General features: G+C 59.5%; 16 protein-coding genes. 14 read left to right on the top strand and 2 right to left on the bottom strand.

The window, feature by feature from the left end; all coding sequences use genetic code 11:
- Positions 1–254: 254 nt before the first annotated feature.
- The 13 genes from FIV05_RS04530 to FIV05_RS04470 all read left to right on the top strand — a co-directional run bounded on the left by FIV05_RS04530 (position 255) and on the right by FIV05_RS04470 (position 13570).
- Positions 255–1190: a branched-chain amino acid ABC transporter permease gene (locus FIV05_RS04530; protein WP_022999209.1), complete on the top strand. Its 936-nt coding sequence runs from the start codon at positions 255–257 to the stop codon at positions 1188–1190.
- A gap of 3 nt (positions 1191–1193) precedes the next feature.
- Positions 1194–2528 (top strand): high-affinity branched-chain amino acid ABC transporter permease LivM, encoded by a 1335-nt coding sequence (livM, locus tag FIV05_RS04525; RefSeq protein ID WP_152508806.1) that lies wholly within the window; start codon positions 1194–1196, stop codon positions 2526–2528.
- Positions 2525–3370, top strand: a complete 846-nt coding sequence (locus FIV05_RS04520) for an ABC transporter ATP-binding protein (RefSeq protein ID WP_152508805.1) — start codon at positions 2525–2527, stop codon at positions 3368–3370. The genes livM and FIV05_RS04520 overlap by 4 nt, the downstream gene beginning before the upstream one ends.
- A complete protein-coding gene (locus tag FIV05_RS04515; RefSeq protein ID WP_022999206.1) occupies positions 3367–4098 on the top strand; it encodes an ABC transporter ATP-binding protein in 732 nt (243 codons plus the stop codon). The genes FIV05_RS04520 and FIV05_RS04515 overlap by 4 nt, the downstream gene beginning before the upstream one ends.
- Before the next feature lie 9 nt (positions 4099–4107).
- Positions 4108–4476 (top strand): DUF6867 family protein, encoded by a 369-nt coding sequence (locus FIV05_RS04510; RefSeq protein WP_022999205.1) that lies wholly within the window; start codon positions 4108–4110, stop codon positions 4474–4476.
- A 146-nt stretch (positions 4477–4622) separates the two neighbouring features.
- A complete protein-coding gene (locus FIV05_RS04505; protein ID WP_031268732.1) occupies positions 4623–5723 on the top strand; it encodes a branched-chain amino acid ABC transporter substrate-binding protein in 1101 nt (366 codons plus the stop codon).
- A gap of 483 nt (positions 5724–6206) precedes the next feature.
- Complete coding sequence (locus FIV05_RS04500; RefSeq protein ID WP_022999203.1) at positions 6207–7301, top strand: ABC transporter ATP-binding protein; 1095 nt, start codon at positions 6207–6209, stop codon at positions 7299–7301.
- A gap of 81 nt (positions 7302–7382) precedes the next feature.
- Positions 7383–8483, top strand: a complete 1101-nt coding sequence (locus FIV05_RS04495) for an extracellular solute-binding protein (protein ID WP_152508804.1) — start codon at positions 7383–7385, stop codon at positions 8481–8483.
- A gap of 107 nt (positions 8484–8590) precedes the next feature.
- Complete coding sequence (locus tag FIV05_RS04490) at positions 8591–9856, top strand: ABC transporter permease subunit (protein WP_152508803.1); 1266 nt, start codon at positions 8591–8593, stop codon at positions 9854–9856.
- A gap of 8 nt (positions 9857–9864) precedes the next feature.
- Positions 9865–10719 carry an ABC transporter permease gene (locus FIV05_RS04485; RefSeq protein WP_031268731.1) on the top strand — a complete coding sequence of 285 codons (855 nt, stop codon included), beginning with the start codon at positions 9865–9867 and terminating at the stop codon, positions 10717–10719.
- A 201-nt stretch (positions 10720–10920) separates the two neighbouring features.
- Positions 10921–12150 (top strand): M24 family metallopeptidase, encoded by a 1230-nt coding sequence (locus FIV05_RS04480; RefSeq protein ID WP_152508802.1) that lies wholly within the window; start codon positions 10921–10923, stop codon positions 12148–12150.
- 197 nt (positions 12151–12347) lie between these two features.
- Entirely contained in the window at positions 12348–12767 is a 420-nt protein-coding gene (locus FIV05_RS04475) for a hypothetical protein (RefSeq protein WP_152508801.1), read from the top strand.
- A 29-nt stretch (positions 12768–12796) separates the two neighbouring features.
- Positions 12797–13570 carry a MinD/ParA family protein gene (locus FIV05_RS04470; RefSeq protein WP_055657002.1) on the top strand — a complete coding sequence of 258 codons (774 nt, stop codon included), beginning with the start codon at positions 12797–12799 and terminating at the stop codon, positions 13568–13570.
- 36 nt (positions 13571–13606) lie between these two features.
- On the opposite strand, the gene FIV05_RS04465 is transcribed toward FIV05_RS04470, so the two are convergent.
- Positions 13607–15073, bottom strand: a complete 1467-nt coding sequence (locus FIV05_RS04465; protein WP_152508800.1) for a serine/threonine-protein kinase — start codon at positions 15071–15073, stop codon at positions 13607–13609.
- Between the two features lie 470 nt (positions 15074–15543).
- Between FIV05_RS04465 and FIV05_RS04460 the strand changes: the two genes are divergently transcribed.
- On the top strand, positions 15544–17307 hold the full coding sequence (locus FIV05_RS04460; RefSeq protein ID WP_152508799.1) for a hypothetical protein: 1764 nt from the start codon (positions 15544–15546) through the stop codon (positions 17305–17307).
- Here the strand turns inward: FIV05_RS04460 and FIV05_RS04455 are convergent.
- Positions 17283–18008 carry a protein phosphatase 2C domain-containing protein gene (locus tag FIV05_RS04455; RefSeq protein ID WP_152508798.1) on the bottom strand — a complete coding sequence of 242 codons (726 nt, stop codon included), beginning with the start codon at positions 18006–18008 and terminating at the stop codon, positions 17283–17285. The two genes, FIV05_RS04460 and FIV05_RS04455, sit on opposite strands and share 25 nt — an antisense overlap.
- Positions 18009–18126: the final 118 nt, after the last annotated feature.

Here is an 18126-nt window from a genome sequence, read left to right as displayed (position 1 = left end):
CGGAAAGACTTCGTCTGGTCGGTTTGACGGATAAAGGAAACCGTACCGCCCGGGCCGGATTTTTCTGACCTGATTTTTTAAAAAGTGGAATAAATTTCCTCAAAGTTCGAAAAGAGGAAATCTTTTATTTTTATCTTTTGCCGGATACGAGAGGAATTGTCTCACCTCGCGTGACTTGCTAATGAAGCTTTAATGAAGGCAAAAATGCCTCGTTCAAAGAAGCAGCAATGGCTTCCGGGGGTAACAAAAAGAATATGGATTACTTTCTACAGCAGCTGATCAACGGCGTGACGCTAGGGTCGATCTACGGCCTGATCGCCATTGGCTACACGATGGTGTACGGCATCATCGGGATGATCAACTTCGCCCATGGTGACATCTTCATGGTCGGCGCCTTCATCGCGCTGATCTTCATCGTCGCTTTCGGCATCACGGCAGGCCTGCCAGTGGCGCTCCTCATTCTGGCGCTGATCGGTGTCCTGGTCATTTCGATGGCCCTGACGGCGGCCTGGGGATGGACGGTCGAGCGGATCGCCTACCGCCCTCTGCGCGGCTCCTTCCGCCTGGCACCGCTGATCACCGCGATCGGCGCTTCCATCACGCTTCAGAACTTCGTTCAGATCTCGCAGGGCGCGCGCAACAAGCCTCTGCAGCCCTTGATCTCCGGCGGCTTCACGCTGAGCGACGGCGGACCGGACGGAACCGGCTTCATCGTGCAGCTGTCCTACACGCAGATCCTGATCATCGTGGTGACCGTCGTGCTGATGGTCGGCTTCACCTTCCTGATCAACAAGACCTCTCTGGGCCGTGCGCAGCGCGCCTGCGAGCAGGATCGCAAGATGGCGTCGCTCGTCGGTGTCAACGTCGATCGGACGATCTCGCTGACCTTCGTCATGGGTGCAGGCCTTGCGTCCGTCGCAGGTCTGATGTTCCTGCTCTACTACGGCGTGATCGACTTCTACATCGGCTTCCTGGCCGGCGTGAAAGCCTTCACCGCTGCGGTTCTTGGCGGTATCGGCTCGCTGCCGGGTGCCATGCTCGGCGGGTTGCTGATCGGCCTCATCGAGACCTTCTGGTCCGGCTATTTCTCGGTAGAGTACAAGGACGTTGCCGCCTTCTCGATCCTGGCGATCGTGCTGATCTTCATGCCCGAAGGCCTGCTCGGCAAGCCGGAAGTGGAGAAGGTCTGATCCATGTCAGCAAAATCTGAGAACCTCTTCATGGTGTCGCTCAAGGATGCGGCGGCCGGGGGTGCGATCGCGCTTGCGCTGTTCGGTGTCCTGATCGGCATGAAAGCCGAGGTCGCAAGCGGCCTTGGCGGTCAGCTCGGCATTGAATACCGCTGGGCAGCCGTTGCCATAGCTGTCGCCATCGTCTTCGGCGGGCGGCTGCTCCTCAACCTGTTCGTCTGGAAGGCCGACAAGCCGGTCACCGAAACGGCGAAAGGTTTCCTGCCGAGCGCCAGGCCCCTGGCCAAACTCGGCAAGTTCGCGATGCCGGTGTTTCTGATCCTGGCTGTGGTCCTGCCGTTCCTGCTGATGTCGGCCTATGGCTCGCGCGGGTCGCGCCAGTATCTCGACCTTGCCATTCTGGTGACCACCTACGTGATGCTCGGCTGGGGCCTGAACATCGTGGTCGGTCTCGCCGGCCTGCTTGATCTGGGATACGTCGCCTTCTACGCGGTCGGTGCCTATTCCTACGCGCTGCTGGCCCAGTATTTCGGCTTCTCCTTCTGGATCTGTCTGCCGCTCGCCGGCATCCTGGCCGCTTTCTGGGGTATCATCCTGGGCTTCCCGGTGCTGCGTCTCAGGGGGGACTATCTTGCCATTGTGACGCTGGCCTTCGGGGAAATCATCCGGGTGGTCCTGCTCAACTGGTACGATTTCACCGGTGGTCCGGACGGTATCTCCGGCATTCCGCGGCCGAGCTTCTTCGGTATCGAATTCGAGCGCGGCCCGGGCGGATTCGCCGACACCTTCGGTCTGGAATACAATTCCATTCACCGCATCATCTTCCTCTACTACCTGATCCTGATCATGGCTCTGGTCACCAACTTCGTGACCATGCGTCTGCGCAAGCTGCCGGTCGGGCGGGCTTGGGAAGCCCTGCGCGAGGATGAAATCGCCTGCCGTTCGCTCGGCATCAACACCACCAACACCAAGCTGACCGCTTTTGCGCTCGGTGCGATGTTCGGCGGTTTCGCGGGCTCGTTCTTCGCCACCCGGCAAGGCTTCATCTCGCCGGAGAGCTTCACCTTCATCGAATCTGCGGTCATCCTGGCGATCGTCGTTCTCGGCGGTCTCGGCAGCCAGATTGGCGTCGTGATCGCCGCGGTCGTGATGATCGGTGGTTTCGAGTTCTTCCGCGGACTGGAAGAATACCGCATGCTGGTGTTCGGGCTCCTGATGGTCGTCATCATGGTCTGGAAACCGCGCGGCCTTATCTCCACCCGCATGCCGTCGATAACCCTCAGCGGCAAGAAGGCCAAGGGCATCAGTGCCGACCTCGTTCAGGAGGGCCACGGATGAGCTCCTGGGATACAAACCCCGTCCTGACGATCGAGCATCTGACCATGCGCTTTGGCGGTCTGGTCGCCATCGACGATCTGTCGTTCAATGTCGGGCGCGGTGACATCACTGCCCTGATCGGCCCGAACGGCGCCGGCAAGACCACCGTCTTCAACTGCGTTACCGGCTTCTACAAGCCGACCGAAGGGCGGGTCGTGATGAACCGCACCAACGGCGAGCATTACCTGCTTGAGCGCATGGCGGACTTCCAGATCTCTGCGAAAGCCAAGGTCGCCCGTACCTTCCAGAACATCCGCCTGTTCGGCGGCATGACCCTTCTGGAGAACCTGATGGTCGCGCAGCACAATCCGCTGATGCTGGCTTCGGGCTATTCGCTTGCGGGTATCTTCGGTCTGGCAACCTTCCGCAAGGCAGAGCGTCAGGCAGTCGAAAAGGCACGTTACTGGCTGGAAAAGACCGCGCTCATCGATCGGGCGGACGCCCCGGCCGCTGACCTGCCTTACGGCGACCAGCGCCGTCTGGAAATTGCCCGGGCCATGTGCTCCGGTCCGGAGCTGCTGTGTCTGGACGAACCGGCTGCCGGTCTGAACCCCAAGGAAAGTGGCGAACTGAACGCGCTCCTGCAGTACATCCGCAAGGAGCACGGCACCTCTATCCTTCTGATTGAACACGACATGAGCGTTGTGATGGAAATTTCGGATCATGTCGTGGTTCTGGACTATGGCGAGAAGATCTCCGACGGCACGGCGGCTGAAGTGAAGGACGATCCGAAGGTGATCGCCGCCTATCTGGGCGTACCGGACGAGGAAGTCGACGCCGTGGAAGAGGAGGTCGGCATATGACAACCTCCAACCACCTCCTGGAAGTCAGGAACGTCGAGACCCACTACGGCAAGATCATCGCGCTGCGCGGTGTCGATCTGACCGTCGACCGGGGCGAGATCGTCTCCCTGATCGGGGCCAACGGCGCCGGCAAGTCGACGTTGATGATGACCATCTGCGGCACGCCGCAGGCCAGCTCCGGCCAGGTCATCTACGATGGCGAAGACATCACCCGCATGCCCACCCACCAGATCATGCGCAAGTCGATTGCGCAGTCTCCGGAAGGGCGGCGGATCTTCCCGCGCATGAGCGTGATGGAAAATCTGATCATGGGTGCGGAAATGGCCGGCAACCACGATCTGGAAGCCGGACTTCAGCGCGCCTTCGACCTGTTTCCTCGCCTCAAGGAGCGCCGGAACCAACGCGGTGGCACGCTTTCGGGCGGTGAGCAGCAGATGCTGGCGATCGCCCGGGCCCTGATGTCCAACCCGCGTCTTCTGCTTCTGGACGAACCGTCTCTCGGCCTTGCGCCGCTGATCGTGAAACAGATCTTCGACGCTATCCGGGACCTCAACCAGAGCGACGGTCTCACCGTCTTCCTGGTGGAACAGAACGCCTATCATGCGCTGAAACTGGCACACCGGGCCTACGTGATGGTGAACGGCAAGATCACCATGTCGGGTTCCGGCAAGGAACTGCTTGCCCGCGAGGACGTGCAGGCGGCCTACCTCGAAGGCGGAAGACACTAGGAGCGCGCTATGGGTATTCTTTATCAGACCAGTTTCGGCGTGTTTCTCGTCCTGCTGTGCTGCCTTGGCGGCGGCGCGGCCTGGATGACGGGACGTGCCTGTGCCAACACCTGGCGGCCGCTTTATGTGCTGTTCTGGTTCGTGTTCCTGTTGAGCCTGGCGATCCGGTTCCTGACCTTCGCCCTGTTCGACGGAACGCTACTGTCGGTGCACTATCTGGTTGTAGACTATCTCATTCTGCTTGCAATCGGTCTGGCGGGATGGCGGTATACACGCACCAACCAGATGACGACGCAGTATGTCTGGCTTTACGAAAAGACGAGTCCCTTCAGTTGGCGGTTGAAGACCGGCCAGACGGACAAATACGCCAAGGATTGAGAATTCCGGAGGTGCGTTTTCCGCGCCGATGGGGAACCGGCTGGGAATGGACGAAAAACAACAAGAATCGTCCCTGGCCCGGCCAAAACGGAAGCACGGGCTTCCATTCCAAGTGGTCCAGATAACTGGAACCAGGGGAGTTGATGATGAAAAAGTATCTTTTGGCTAGCGTTGCTGCAGTTGCCGGTGTGGCCATGTCCACCGCCGCTTTTGCAGACATCGTGATCGCAACTGCAGGCCCGATGACCGGCCAGTACGCCTCCTTCGGCGCGCAGATGAAAGCCGGTGCCGAGCAGGCCGTGGCGGACATCAACGCAGCTGGCGGCGTCAATGGTGAACAGCTGGTGCTGGAAGTGGGCGACGATGCCTGCGACCCGAAACAGGCTGTTGCCGTTGCCAACCAGATGGTCGGCAAGGGCGTGGTCTTCATGGCCGGTCACTTCTGCTCGGGCTCTTCCATCCCGGCATCCGCCGTTTACGCGGAAGAAGGTATCGTCCAGATTTCTCCGGCTTCCACCAACCCGAAGTTCACCGACGAACGTCCTGGCCCGGGCACCTTCCGCGTTTGCGGTCGTGACGACCAGCAGGGTCAGGTTGCCGGTACCTATCTGGCAGAGGAATTCGGCGACAAGAACATCGCCATCGTTCACGACAAGACTGCCTATGGCAAAGGCCTCGCCGATGCCACCAAGGAAGTCATGAACGCTGCCGGCAAGAACGAAACCCTCTACGAAGCCTACACCGCCGGTGAAAAGGACTACACCGCGCTGGTTTCCAAGCTGAAGTCGGAAAACATCGACGTTCTCTACGTCGGCGGTTACCACACCGAAGCCGGCCTGATGAAGCGTCAGATGGTCGACCAGGGCATGAGCACCGTTCTCGTTTCCGGCGATGCACTCGTGACCGACGAATATTGGTCGATCACCGGCCCGGCTGGCGAAGGCACTCTGATGACCTTCTCTCCGGACCCGCGCAAGAACCCGGAAGCTGCTCCGGTCGTGAAGGCACTTGAAGACGCCGGCAAGACCGCTGAAGGCTACGCGCTCTACACCTACGCCGCCATCCAGGCTTGGGCAGCAGCTGCCGCAGCTGCCGGCTCCACCGAGTATGACGACGTTGTCGGCGCCCTGAACGACGGCGACTTCAAGACCGTTCTCGGCGACCTCTCCTTTGACGACAAGGGCGACGTCACCCTGCCGGGCTACGTCTGGTACGAGTGGAAAGACGGCCAGTACGACTACAAATAAGCCGTATACGCTGCAAGGTTGATGCTTTGCGTCAGGCCCCGTCCGGCAGTTGCCGGGCGGGGTTTTTTGTTGCCCGCGCGGTGCACGCGGCTCTCTTGTCGCGCTATTTTTCGCATGACGCAGCCAGAGCATTCCGTGACGTTCTACGGCTATTGGCGCAAGTTGGCTTGCGCGAAACTCTTCTAGAGGCACAACAAAGAACATCGTTGTGTAGTAAAGATTGCCGAACCCGGAGAAAGATATTTCTTTCTTCGGGCGCTTCTTCTTGAGTAAAAAATACGGCTTCATACTGCGCTGCAAAATATTAAGTCGGCGCCTGACTAAAAAATATCCAAATTTTTTTCATAACCCCTTTCCAAAAGGCAGTAATTTTGTTTTTCTATGCGCGTTCGCACACATTGATAGCTCTTCAGGAACGGAGGTTACCTGGAGGTTATTGGTCGTGCGTCTAATAATAATGATAGAAGCTGACTTGGGGACACAATGGCGAACACACGGGGCGCTGCTGTTAAGTATGACAGCGTTCAAAAGAGCTATGACGGGGAAACCCTGGTCGTAAAGAACCTCAATCTCGATATTCCGCCGGGCGAATTCCTGACAATGCTCGGCCCGTCCGGTTCCGGCAAAACAACCTGCCTGATGATGCTGGCCGGCTTCGAACCGGCAACGCATGGCGAAATCTACCTGAACGACCGTCCGATCAACAACGTGCCCCCGCACAAGCGCGGCATCGGCATGGTGTTCCAGAACTACGCCCTGTTTCCGCACATGACGGTGGCCGAGAACCTCGCCTTTCCGCTTCAGGTTCGCGGTGTCGGCAAGGCCGACCAGCAGGAAAAGGTCAAACGGGCTCTTGAGATGGTCGAGCTCGGTTCGTTCGGCAACCGCCGTCCGGCACAGCTCTCCGGTGGTCAGCAGCAACGCGTCGCAGTGGCCCGCGCCCTGGTTTTCGATCCGGAACTGGTGCTGATGGACGAGCCTCTCGGTGCGCTCGACAAGCAGCTGCGCGAGCAGATGCAGTACGAGATCAAGCACATTCACGAGAACCTGGGCGTCACCGTCGTCTACGTGACCCACGACCAGACCGAAGCGCTGACCATGTCGGACCGCGTGGCTGTGTTCAACGACGGTGTCATCCAGCAATTGTCGACGCCGGACGATCTCTATGAAGATCCGAAGAATTCCTTCGTCGCCCAGTTCATCGGCGAAAACAACAAGCTGAACGGCAAGGTCGTCGAGATCAACGGCTCTGAGTGCCTTGTTGAACTCGATGACGGCACTAAGCTTAAGGCTGACAAGGTCAACGTGTCCGCCGTCGGCGACAGGACGACCCTGTCCCTGCGGCCGGAACGGGTGGAGTTCGACACCCATGACACGATGGACAATCTGGTCAACGGCCGGATCGAGGAACTCATCTACCTCGGTGACCATATCCGCGTTCGCATGAACGTGGGCGGCAACGACGAGTTCATCGTCAAGGTTCGCAACCGCGGAGAAAAGCGCAAACTCGCCGTCGGCGAGACAGTCCGCGTCGGCTGGGCGCTGAACGACTGTAAAGCGCTCGATGCGGTTGTCTGAAATCGCCCGGCGGCCGGCAACCGGCCGCTAGCGACCACAACGGAAAAATCCGTTAAATCCTAAAAGAGGGAGCTAACTCACATGAAGCTCAAAACTGTAATTCTCGCAGGCACCGCTCTGGCATTTGCCGGCAGCGCGGCCATGGCGAAGGACATGACCATCGTTTCCTGGGGCGGCGCCTATCAGGCCTCCCAGAAAAACGCCTACGCCGATCCGTATGTCGCGGAAAACTCCGACATCAACGTGATCTGGGACGAGTCTTCGAACGAGGCTGTCGCCAAGCTGCGCGCCATGAACGAAGCCGGCAACATCACGTGGGATCTGGTCGACGTGGTTGCTTCCGACGCGATCCGTCTGTGCGACGAAGGTCTGGCGCTGGAAATCGATCCGGACACCGACCTTGCCGATGCACCGGACGGTACCAAGGCTTCTGAAGACTTCGGCGACCTGCTGGTCTCCGAGTGCTTCATTCCGCAGATCGTCTACTCCACCACCTTCGGCTATCGTTCCGACATTGCGGAGTGGAACGGCAAGGAGCCGGACGACATCTGTGACGTGTTCGATCTGGAAGCATTCCCGGGCAAGCGCTCGCTGGAAAAGCGCCCGATCAACAACATGGAATGGGCTCTTCTGTGCGACGGCGTGCCGAAGGAAGAAGTCTACAACGTTCTTGAGACCGAAGAAGGCCAGGAGCAGGCCTTCAAGAAGCTCGACACCATCAAGGACAACGTCGTGTGGTGGTCTGCTGGTGCGGAAACCCCGCAGCTTCTGGCCGACAAGGAAGTCGTGATCGGCTCCACCTACAACGGCCGCCTGTTCTCCCTGATCGAAGAGCAGAAGCAGCCGGTCAAGATGCTGTGGGACGCTCAGGTGTTCGACCTTGACGGCTGGATCATCCCGGCCGGTCTTCCGGAAGACCGCCTCGCCATGGTGAAGGACTTCGTCAAATACGCCACCGACACCCAGCGTCTGGCGGATCAGGCGAAGTACATCTCCTACGGCCCGGCTCGCAAGTCCTCGGCACCGCTGGTTGGCAAGCACGCCGACCTCGGCATCGAAATGGCTCCACACATGCCGACCGACCCGAACAACGCCAAGAACACCTTCCTCTATAACTACGAGTGGTGGGCGGATTACCGGGACGACATCGACGCCAAGTTCCAGGCGTGGCTGGCCCAGTAATCAACTGATGCTGTTCGCGTTCGGATGAACGCGGACAGATGAGAAACCGGTCCGGGTGAGGCAATGCCTCACCCGGATCTTCCAACGGATTTGCGGAAGACTGTTTCATGAGCGATACCCACGCGGGCGAGGTTCTGACGACGCAAGACGGCAAGCCGCTGAAGGCAGCCCTTGCCAAGGCGCTGCGCCGCGAGAAGCTGCGCGCCCTGGCGCTGATTGCGCCCCTGCTGATTTTTGTCCTGCTCACCTTCGTTGCCCCGATCGTGGACATGCTGTTCCGCTCGGTCGAAAACGGGATCGTGGAAGACACGCTTCCCAAGACCGTCATCGCTCTTCAGGAGTGGGATCCAACCTCCGGCAATGTGCCCGATGAGGTTGTCTTCGCGGCGCTTTACGACGACCTGGCCGTCGCCGTCGAAGAAAAGACCCATACCCGCCTCGGCTCACGCCTCAACTACGAGGAAACCGGCGTTTCCAGCCTGTTCCGCAAGACAGGGCGCGGCATCAAGCGCATGGACGAAGCCGGTCCCTTCAAGGAACAGTTCATTGACCTCGACAAGGACTGGGGCAATGTCGAGACCTGGCAGGTCCTCAAACGGTTCTCGCCGCGCTATACGGCCGGCTATTTCCTGAATGCCTTCGACGCGCAGCAGACCGCGAACGGGATCGAACTGAAGCCGGAAGACGAACGGATCTACATGTTCCTGTTCGGCCGTACCCTGTTCCTGTCAATCGCGATCACCGTGTCGTGCCTGCTTCTTGGCTATCCGATCGCGTTCCTCTTGTCCGCCTTGCCGCTGCGCTCCTCCAACCTGCTGATGATCCTCGTACTTCTGCCGTTCTGGACATCGCTTCTGGTGCGGACCTCGGCCTGGAAGGTGCTGTTGCAGCAACAGGGGGTGATCAACGACTTCCTCGTCTGGACAGGCATCATCAGCGACGCCGGACGCCTGGTCATGATCAACAACCAGACCGGCACCATCATCGCCATGACGCATATCCTGCTGCCGTTCATGATCCTGCCGCTGTATTCGGTCATGAAAACCATTTCGCCGTCCTATGTGCGCGCGGCCAAGAGCCTTGGCGCCAACGACTGGACCGCGTTCTGGCGGGTGTATTTCCCGCAGACCGTGCCGGGCATCGGCGCGGGTGCCGTGCTCGTCTTCATTCTGTCGATCGGTTACTACATCACACCGGAACTGGTGGGCGGAACGTCGGGCATCTTCATTTCCAACCGGATTGCCTACCACATCTCGTCGTCGCTCAACTGGGGTCTGGGCGCAGCGCTCGGCACGCTGCTGCTCGTCGCGGTTCTGGTGCTCTTTGTTGTCTACGACAAGATCGTCGGCATCGATAACGTGAAACTCGGATAGGTGGCGGCATGAGTGCACTTCCTCCCTACGCGTCTCCTCTCCAGCGGACCTGGTACTATACGTTCCGGGTGATCTGCGGGCTGATCTTCTTCTTCCTGATCTTCCCGATCCTGGTGATCCTGCCGCTCAGCTTCAACGCGGAGAACTTCTTCACCTTCACCAAGGCGATGCTGGCGCTCGACCCGGCAGGCTATTCCTTCAAGCACTACCAGGACTTCTTCACCAATCCGGACTGGCAGCAGGCGCTGACCAACTCGGTGCTGATCGCACCTGTCGCCACCATTCTGGCAACAGGCTTCGGCACCCTGGCGGCAATCGGCCTGTCCCAGTCCCATGTGCCCTACAAGTCCGCAATCATGGCAGTGCTGATTTCGCCGATGATCGTGCCGCTGATCATCTCGGCGGCAGGCATGTACTTCTTCTATTCGCGCATCGGCCTGCAGGGCACCTATTGGGGTGTTGTTCTGGCCCATGCCGCGCTTGGAACGCCCTTCGTCATCATCACGGTGACGGCGACACTGGTCGGTTTCGACCGCAGTCTCGTGCGGGCGTCGGCCAGCCTGGGCGCCAACCCGGTTACCACCTTCTTCAAGGTGCAGATGCCCCTGATCATTCCAGGTGTCGTCTCCGGAGCGCTGTTTGCCTTCATCACCTCCTTCGATGAAGTGGTGGTGGTGCTGTTCCTGGGGTCCGCCGGTCAGAAGACATTGCCCTGGCAGATGTTCACCGGCCTTCGCGAACAGATCTCGCCGACCATTCTGGCGGTGGCATCCCTGATGGTGGCCATTTCCATCTGCCTGTTGACCGTGCTGGAGCTGCTGCGCCGCAGGTCCGAACGCCTGAGAGGTCTGTCCCCGGGCTGATCCCGGGCGGGCGCAAGGAGCGCCCCGCTGCTTTCAAGGTGAGCCGGTGGCGGAACGCCAGTCACCGGGTGGAGACAGGGTCTCCCGGTAGCAAGACATTTTGAATTTGGGCCTGGCGGGCCGGCTTCTTCGCGGAAGCCGGCCCGTTTTGCGTTTCAGGTCCCTGGAAACCGAAGCTCGAACGAACGGAAGGAGCCTTCAATGAGCAACGACATGATCCGCATTTATGAAATGAACAACGGCGAGAAGGCGTTTTCGCCCTTCTCGGTTGCCGAAATGGACAGCCGCCAGGCAAAGCTCCGCAAGCTGATGGCGGACCGGCAGATCGATGCCGCCCTGTTCACCTCCTATCACAACATCTGCTACTACTCCGGCTTCCTCTATTGTTACTTCGGCCGCAAATACGGCTTTCTGGTCACACAGGACAAGGCAACCACGATTGCGGCCGGTATCGACGGTGGTCAGCCCTGGCGCAGGACTCACGGCGACACCGTGATCTACACCGACTGGCGCCGGGACAATTACTTCCACGCCATCCAGTCGCTGCTTGGGATGCCCAATCCTGGGGTCAAGCGCATCGGCATCGAGTTCGACCACGTCTCCCTCGACATGCTGAAGCTTCTGGAAGCCGCGCTTCCGGGCGTGGAGCTGGTCGACATTGCCGCCGACGCAATGGCGCAGCGCACGATCAAGAGCGCCGAGGAGCACGTGCTGATCCGCGAAGGCACGCGCATCTGCGATATCGGTGGTGCGGCTCTGGTGGAGGCGGTTCAGGCCGGCGTTCCGGAACACGAAGTCGCCATGGCCTCGACCAATGCCATGATCCGGGAAATCGCGAAGTCCTTCCCGTTCGTCGAGCTGATGGACACCTGGACCTGGTTCCAGTCCGGCATCAACACCGACGGAGCTCACAACCCGGTCACCAACAAGAAAGTGGAAGCAGGCGATATCCTCAGCCTCAACTGTTTCCCGATGATCTTCGGCTATTACACGGCGCTGGAGCGGACCCTGTTCTGCGAATATGCCTCCGACGAGCACCTGCGGCTTTGGGAGATCAACTGCCATGTCCACCGCGAGGGACTGAAGCTGATCAAGCCGGGTGCGCGCTGCTGCGATATCGCAAGCGAGCTGAATGACATCTACCGTAGCCACGATCTCCTGAAGTACCGCAGCTTCGGCTACGGCCATTCCTTCGGTGTGCTCAGCCACTACTACGGCCGTGAAGCTTCGGTGGAGTTGCGTGAGGATGTCGACACGGTGCTTCAACCGGGCATGGTCGTCTCCATGGAGCCGATGATCATGATCCCGGAAGGCGAAGCCGGAGCAGGCGGTTACCGGGAACACGACATCCTGATCGTTTCGGAAACCGGGGCTGAGAACATTACCGGTTTCCCGTTTGGACCGGAGCACAACATCGTGCCGAAACGATAAGGCGGCAAACTTTCTGGTTTTCGAAGAACCCTGGCGGCAAGGTGTGGGCATCTTGCCGCCAGTGACGGTCTCGAAAGGAACCTGTCGCAATGCAGCAAATGCTCCGGGGCGATCGCAGGACCCTTCAACAAACATCTTGGGTTACCCGGCAAGGCGTGATTTAACCGGGCTATCTTCGAGCGCCTGCGGAGGGCTGAATGACCTCATCCGACACCATGAAACCTGCTCTGGCCAGTCTGGCCCGGACCTGTGAAGCGATCGCCAACGGTCGCTTCGACGAGGTCGAGGAGCTTTATCAGGTGATCACGGACGAGGGTGTCGCAGCCGATATCCGCGCCCTGGCGGAAACCTTTTCAGGCATGGTGGTGCAGGTGGAGGCACGCGAATTCCATTCCAGCCAGCTCATTGCGGAACTGACGGAAACCAAGCGCCAGCTGGAAGCGGCCGAAGCGAAGCTGCGCAAGGAAAATGCCGAGCTGAAAACCCGGCTGGACAAGTTCGAAGTCACCTACGACAAGGAACAGGCGCAGGCTGAAATCGAACAGGTGAGCGATTCCGACTATTTCCGCTCCCTGCAGTCCCGCGCCAAGGATCTTCGATCCCGGTACAAGTCCTGAACTGTCAAAACATCCTTCGAGATCGATCCGTGACCAAAATCATTTCCACTCATTCTTATCGCGGCGGCACGGGCAAATCCAACGTCACGGCCAACCTGGCCGCGGTGCTTGCCCTGCGTGGTCACAGGGTCGGCATTGTCGATACGGATATCCAGTCCCCTGGCATTCACACCCTCTTCAAGGTCGATCTCAACACGGTCAACAACACGCTGAACAACTACCTGTGGGGGCATTGTTCGGTGACTGATACCGCTGTCGATGTCACGGAAAACGTGGTCGATGGCGATGGCAATCCAACGGTGCCGGACGGTGGCAAGGTCTTTCTGGTGCCTTCATCGATCAAGACCGGCGAGATCGCACGGATCCTGAAGGAAAAATATGATGTCGAGGATCTGAACCGGGGTTTTGTGGACCTCTGCCGGGGCCTGGAACTCGATTATCTGCTGATCGACACCCACCCGGGCGTCAACGAGGAAACACTGCTTTCCATCGCTATCTCCGACGCGCTGCTTTTGATCCTTCGTCCTGATATCCAGGATTATCAGGGCACCGCAGTCACATTGGAACTGGCACGCAAGCTTGAGGTGCCGCAGCTGTTTCTGGTGGTCAACAAGGCTCTGGAAACCTTCGATTTCAACGAGTTGGCACAGCGCATCTTTTCCAACTACCGCACGCCGGTGGCAGCTGTCCTGCCGCTGTCGACGGATCTCATCCAAATCGGCAGCACAGGCCTGATCAGCACCCAGCAGCCGGACCACGGTTTCACGCGGGCAATCGAGACGATCGTCGATTCCATCGAGTGATTACAGTTGCAGGCCAGGTTTCCGGGTGGTCTCGGCTCAGTCCTGCATTTCAAACAGGCCCTTCAGGAAACTGTCGACGTCTCCAAGGCGTTTGTTGCGGTCTAACTCGAGCGCCTGGCGCAAGGTGTTCCAGGCTTGCGGGGAGAGCCCCTCGATAGGCGCCGGCACGAGACCTTCCCGCGCGACCTCGTCTATCGGCCGGAACTGGAACGGATGGCCGCCGGTCAGGATCTGGTAGGTGATGCAGCCAAGCGCAAAGACATCGTCGCGGGGGTCACGGTCCGCTTGCCGGAATTGCTCGGGGCTTGCGTAGGCCGAGGTCAGGCTATCCCGGATCGGATGGTCCGCACTGGCGCTTGCCGCTGCCGCCAAACCGAAATCAAGGAGCTTGATCGTGCCATCCGTCAGCAGAAAGATGTTGCCGGGCTTCAGATCCGAATGAACGACGCCCCGGCTGTGCGCGTGGGACAGACCAGCACAGGTGCCGCGCAGGATCCTGGCGCATTCGCCCAGAGGCAGGGGTTTGCCAAGGGCCCGGCCGATCCGGCGATCAAGACCGACGCCGTTTAGCTGCTCCATGACGATAAACACATCGGCCTTGTCTCGATCGAAGTCGTAGACGGTGGTTATATTCGGATGTGCGAGTGCCTGAGACTTGCGCGCCTCGGCCTCCAGAAGCCGCACGGCTTCGGTGTCGTTGCGATAGCTTTCGTTCAGAAGCTTGATGGCGACGTAAGGCTGGTCGTGAGCTGCCTCCAGGCGCCGGCGGTCAACGGCTGAATAAACATGCCCCATGCCGCCGCTCCCGATCTCGATGTCCAGAATGAACCGGTCACGCAAAATGGAGCCGACACCGGCGCGTTTCACCTGGGGTGTCGCCAGCTTGTTGACGTCGAGACTGTCTCTTTGTCCGCCGCCGGAAACGCGGCGCGCGTCGGAACGAAACCGGGCACTTTTGAATTCGGTCAGGTATTTGTCCAGTTTGCCGCTGTCGGCTGGAGGTGGTGGTTCTTCGGCGGCATTCGAGCGTCGACTGCGAAAGCCGGCGTAGCCCGCAACGAGTGAGGTCAAAATGGCCTCGTCCATCTTGCCCCGTGTTACGTCACTTGCAGTCTCGTCATCCGTTGCCCCGGCTGGCTCGTTAAGTAATGGCAATGGCGGCATGTTTGCAGGGGGCGTTGCTGCCTGCGCAGGTGAGGGTGCCGATACCGGTTCCTGCTGTGTGCCGTGAACAGCATGTGGACGTGGCAGACCGTCAATCACGTTGTAACCGGAATGCTTGGCATCGCCCGCCGGCAACTGGTTCTGCAGCCTCTGGCCGAGCTCGTTCGGAAGCTGGCCCGCTTCGACAAAATCCCGGATTGCCTGCCGCGTTTCATCAAGGGCCTTCGCTGATTGCTGTGCACTGGTCCGCAGCTGCTTCGACAAGGCGTCATAAGACAGCTTGCCGGACACGAAGGCGGTTATCAGCTTGTGCGTGGCGGAGGTCGTGTCTGACGTCAAATCTGCAGGATCCCTGGCGACAATTCGGCCCGAAGCTTCTCTTGGCCCCGGAACAGGAGCAGCGGAAGCCGCTGGGGCGACAAAGGTAGAGCTGGGTAAACGCGTGGGGTATGGTTCGCCAGCCGACGCTCAGTATGCGCGCTGCAGTCGTTTTGTTCCAGCTGGCTTCGCGCATTTATGCTTGGATGACCTGGGCGTTGATCGGATCGTCGAACGATCCGGGGGCAATTTTTGAAACGCCCATCCACCCCTGATAGATTACCCGAACGGCAGGTAATGTATCGGCGAGGGATGAAAGAGGAATAGACTGCGCGCAACCTTGAAACCGGCTCTGCTAGCCCTTCTCGCGCTGCAACGGTGCGTTGGCACCAAGGGTATGAAACCGACGGCAATATCTTGATCGCGCAAGTCACATTCGCCTTCGTGTCAATTTGAGTGAAATTTACAATCATTAATAGGGGTTGATCGAAATGACCGGGGAAGACGACATCAAAGGCGGTATCGCCAGCTTCTCGATTGGCCTCGGAAACAAGGGGCACAGTGCAATCCCGATCAAGCCGGCACCGCCTTTCAGGGTGCTGATCGCAGGAGACTTCGGCCTTGCGGCAACCGGCGTGGCTTTCAATATTACCGGCCAGGACGCCGAGGAAATCCTGGAACAGAAAACACCATCCTTTTCCGTCTCGGCGGCCAATATGCTCGGTTCGCATCCACCCGAGCTGGAAGAACAGGTTTTCTTCGCGCGCCTGAAAGATCTGCATCCAACAAAACTGCTGCGCGAATTTCGCTTTGTGCGGGATCTCGAGGCGGCTTCCGGTGACCAGGATCAGCTTGCCGTTCATGACCAGCGTTACGACAAGGTCGGCAAGTCGGCACTGGATGAGCAGAAGTCATTGCTGGAAAGACTGCTGAAAGACGACGAATTGCCGGCCTCAGCGCAAGGCAAGCGTAAGGAAAACGATGCCTCGAGCAGCAGCAAGGGAACCGAGGGGCTCGACGCCCTCCTGTCGATGATCCGCACTCCGGAGGAAAAGGCTGCTCCCGGCGAAAGCGGCAGTGCCGCGAAAACCGCCGTGGATGCCTTCATTCAAAAGACCCTCCAGGAAACGGGCCAGGTTTCAAGTGCACCTGTCGAGGGGAAAAAGAAGGATGCGCCAGCCGATACGCTGCAGCAGGCACAGGCGCGTCTCTTCTTCGAGAGCCCGAAACTGAGCACGGTGCTGCTGAACTGGCATGGATTGGACCTGCTCCTGAGTGAAGTTCCGTTGGACCTGCCGCTGGAACTTTATCTCCTTCAGCTCGATCACGATCTTGATGCCGTCGATCTGCAGGAGGTTCTGGGCGAAACCGGCGAGGCCCTGCAGGCAGAACTCTACGATATCGCCCTGTTTGCGAACGAAATCGGCCTGGGCCCACGCGACACGGAACGGCTGAAGGTGCTTGCGCGGGAATGCGCCGAAAGCGACACGGTCGGGCTTGCCGCGCTTGCCGGGCACTTTGCCGGAGTTCCGGGTGAGGAAGTTGCCGACATCGAAACGCCACATCAGTTGCTCGACAAGCCGGGCTTCGAAGGTTTTGCAGGCTTGAGGGCCGGCGATGCCGCCTCTCACCTGGCACTGTTCTGGAACGATGCCCGGTTGACCGCCGAAGAGGACGGTGCGCCGGCGCTGTTTGTGTCGGGTGCTTTTGTCGCCCTTTCCGAAATACTGGTCCAGCTTGAAACAGACGTGTTTCCGCGGCTCCCCGTCGGCATGCCGAAGGATTATGATGCGCTGGAGCTTGTCGAAAGCCGGTCGATGGGCGGTGACGTTGCCATGGCAACACGGTTTGCCGTCGGTTCGGATACGGCACCGTCGCTCGCGCTTGCCGGCATCAACGTGCTGGAGGGTGTCGCCAACAGAACCAGCCTCGTATTCCGTCGGGCCGTGACGGTCCAGCCCGGCGAGGACGGTCGGGGCGCACTGGATCAGGCCCTTCTGGTGTCCCGCCTGTTTTCCCTGTTCCAGGAAGCTCTCGGCGAGGCCGTGTTTGCAGGGCAGGATGCTGACGAGCGCGAGGCTGCCGTTGCAACGAGCCTGGAAGTGCTGAGCAGATCCCTCTCAGACAAGGTCACTTTCGAAGTGGAACGAATGGCGGTGGAAGATCAGGATCTGATCGGCGTAACCGCAATCGTGCAGGGTGGCTGGGCCTCGGGCCAGCAGCATTCCTTCTATCTGCCGGCTTCCGGCGGTTGAGCATCTGTATCCGTCCAAACGGTTATCACCGTGATGTCGTCCGAGGACCCGCCGGCCACAGCGCGCGAAACAAGCCGGTCAGCAAGACCGAAGGCCCCCTCGTTGGCCATCCTGGCCAGCATGGTTTCGTCCATGCCTTTCAACAGTCCGTCGGTGCAAAGTACAAAAACATCGCCGGGCATCATCTCCAGCGTTCGGCGGTCAAGCTGAAGCGTGTTGTGGATGCCGACAGCGGCAGTCAGCCATCCGGCTTTGTCGGCATGGTCCTCCGAGATGAGGAACAGTTGCTGCTGGCGCAAAAGGTAAAGACGCGAATCTCCGGCCCAGATGCAGCTGGCTTGTGTCCCGCTGATGATCAGGCTGAGACTTGTCGTGCCGGAAATGTCTTGTTCGGGGACAGCGAGAAAACCGGCGTAAAGACCGTGGTTGACGTGGTTGAGCTTGGCTTCGAGGGCAATCTGCCGGGCTTCATGGCTGCTCGGCGGCATGTTGGTCAGTTGCGAGATGGCGTGAACCGTCGCACGGCTGGCGACGTCACCCTCTCTGTGACCGCCCATGCCATCGGCAATCGTGAAGAGCCCATGCGACGGGGCCGCAAAGTGGCTGTCCTGGTTGACCTTGTGTCGGCGTCCGCGCCGGGTCGCTGCTTCGGATCGCAGCAACGCAACAGCGGCAGAAGTGTCGACCGTATTCAAACGCACGTTCTCCCGAGTAAGCGCCGCAGGACCAGTCCGGGTTCGATCTTAACGCGCAGTCATTCTTCGGAAAAGAAGTCTCCGGTTTCCAGCTAGGCGCCGGTCATGTGCCTCTGGATAAGGA

Source organism: Labrenzia sp. THAF191a (assembly GCF_009363335.1).
Lineage (GTDB): Bacteria > Pseudomonadota > Alphaproteobacteria > Rhizobiales > Stappiaceae > Roseibium > Roseibium algicola.
Note: the sequence above shows the minus strand (reverse complement) of the source record. Positions and strands in the feature narration are given on the sequence as shown.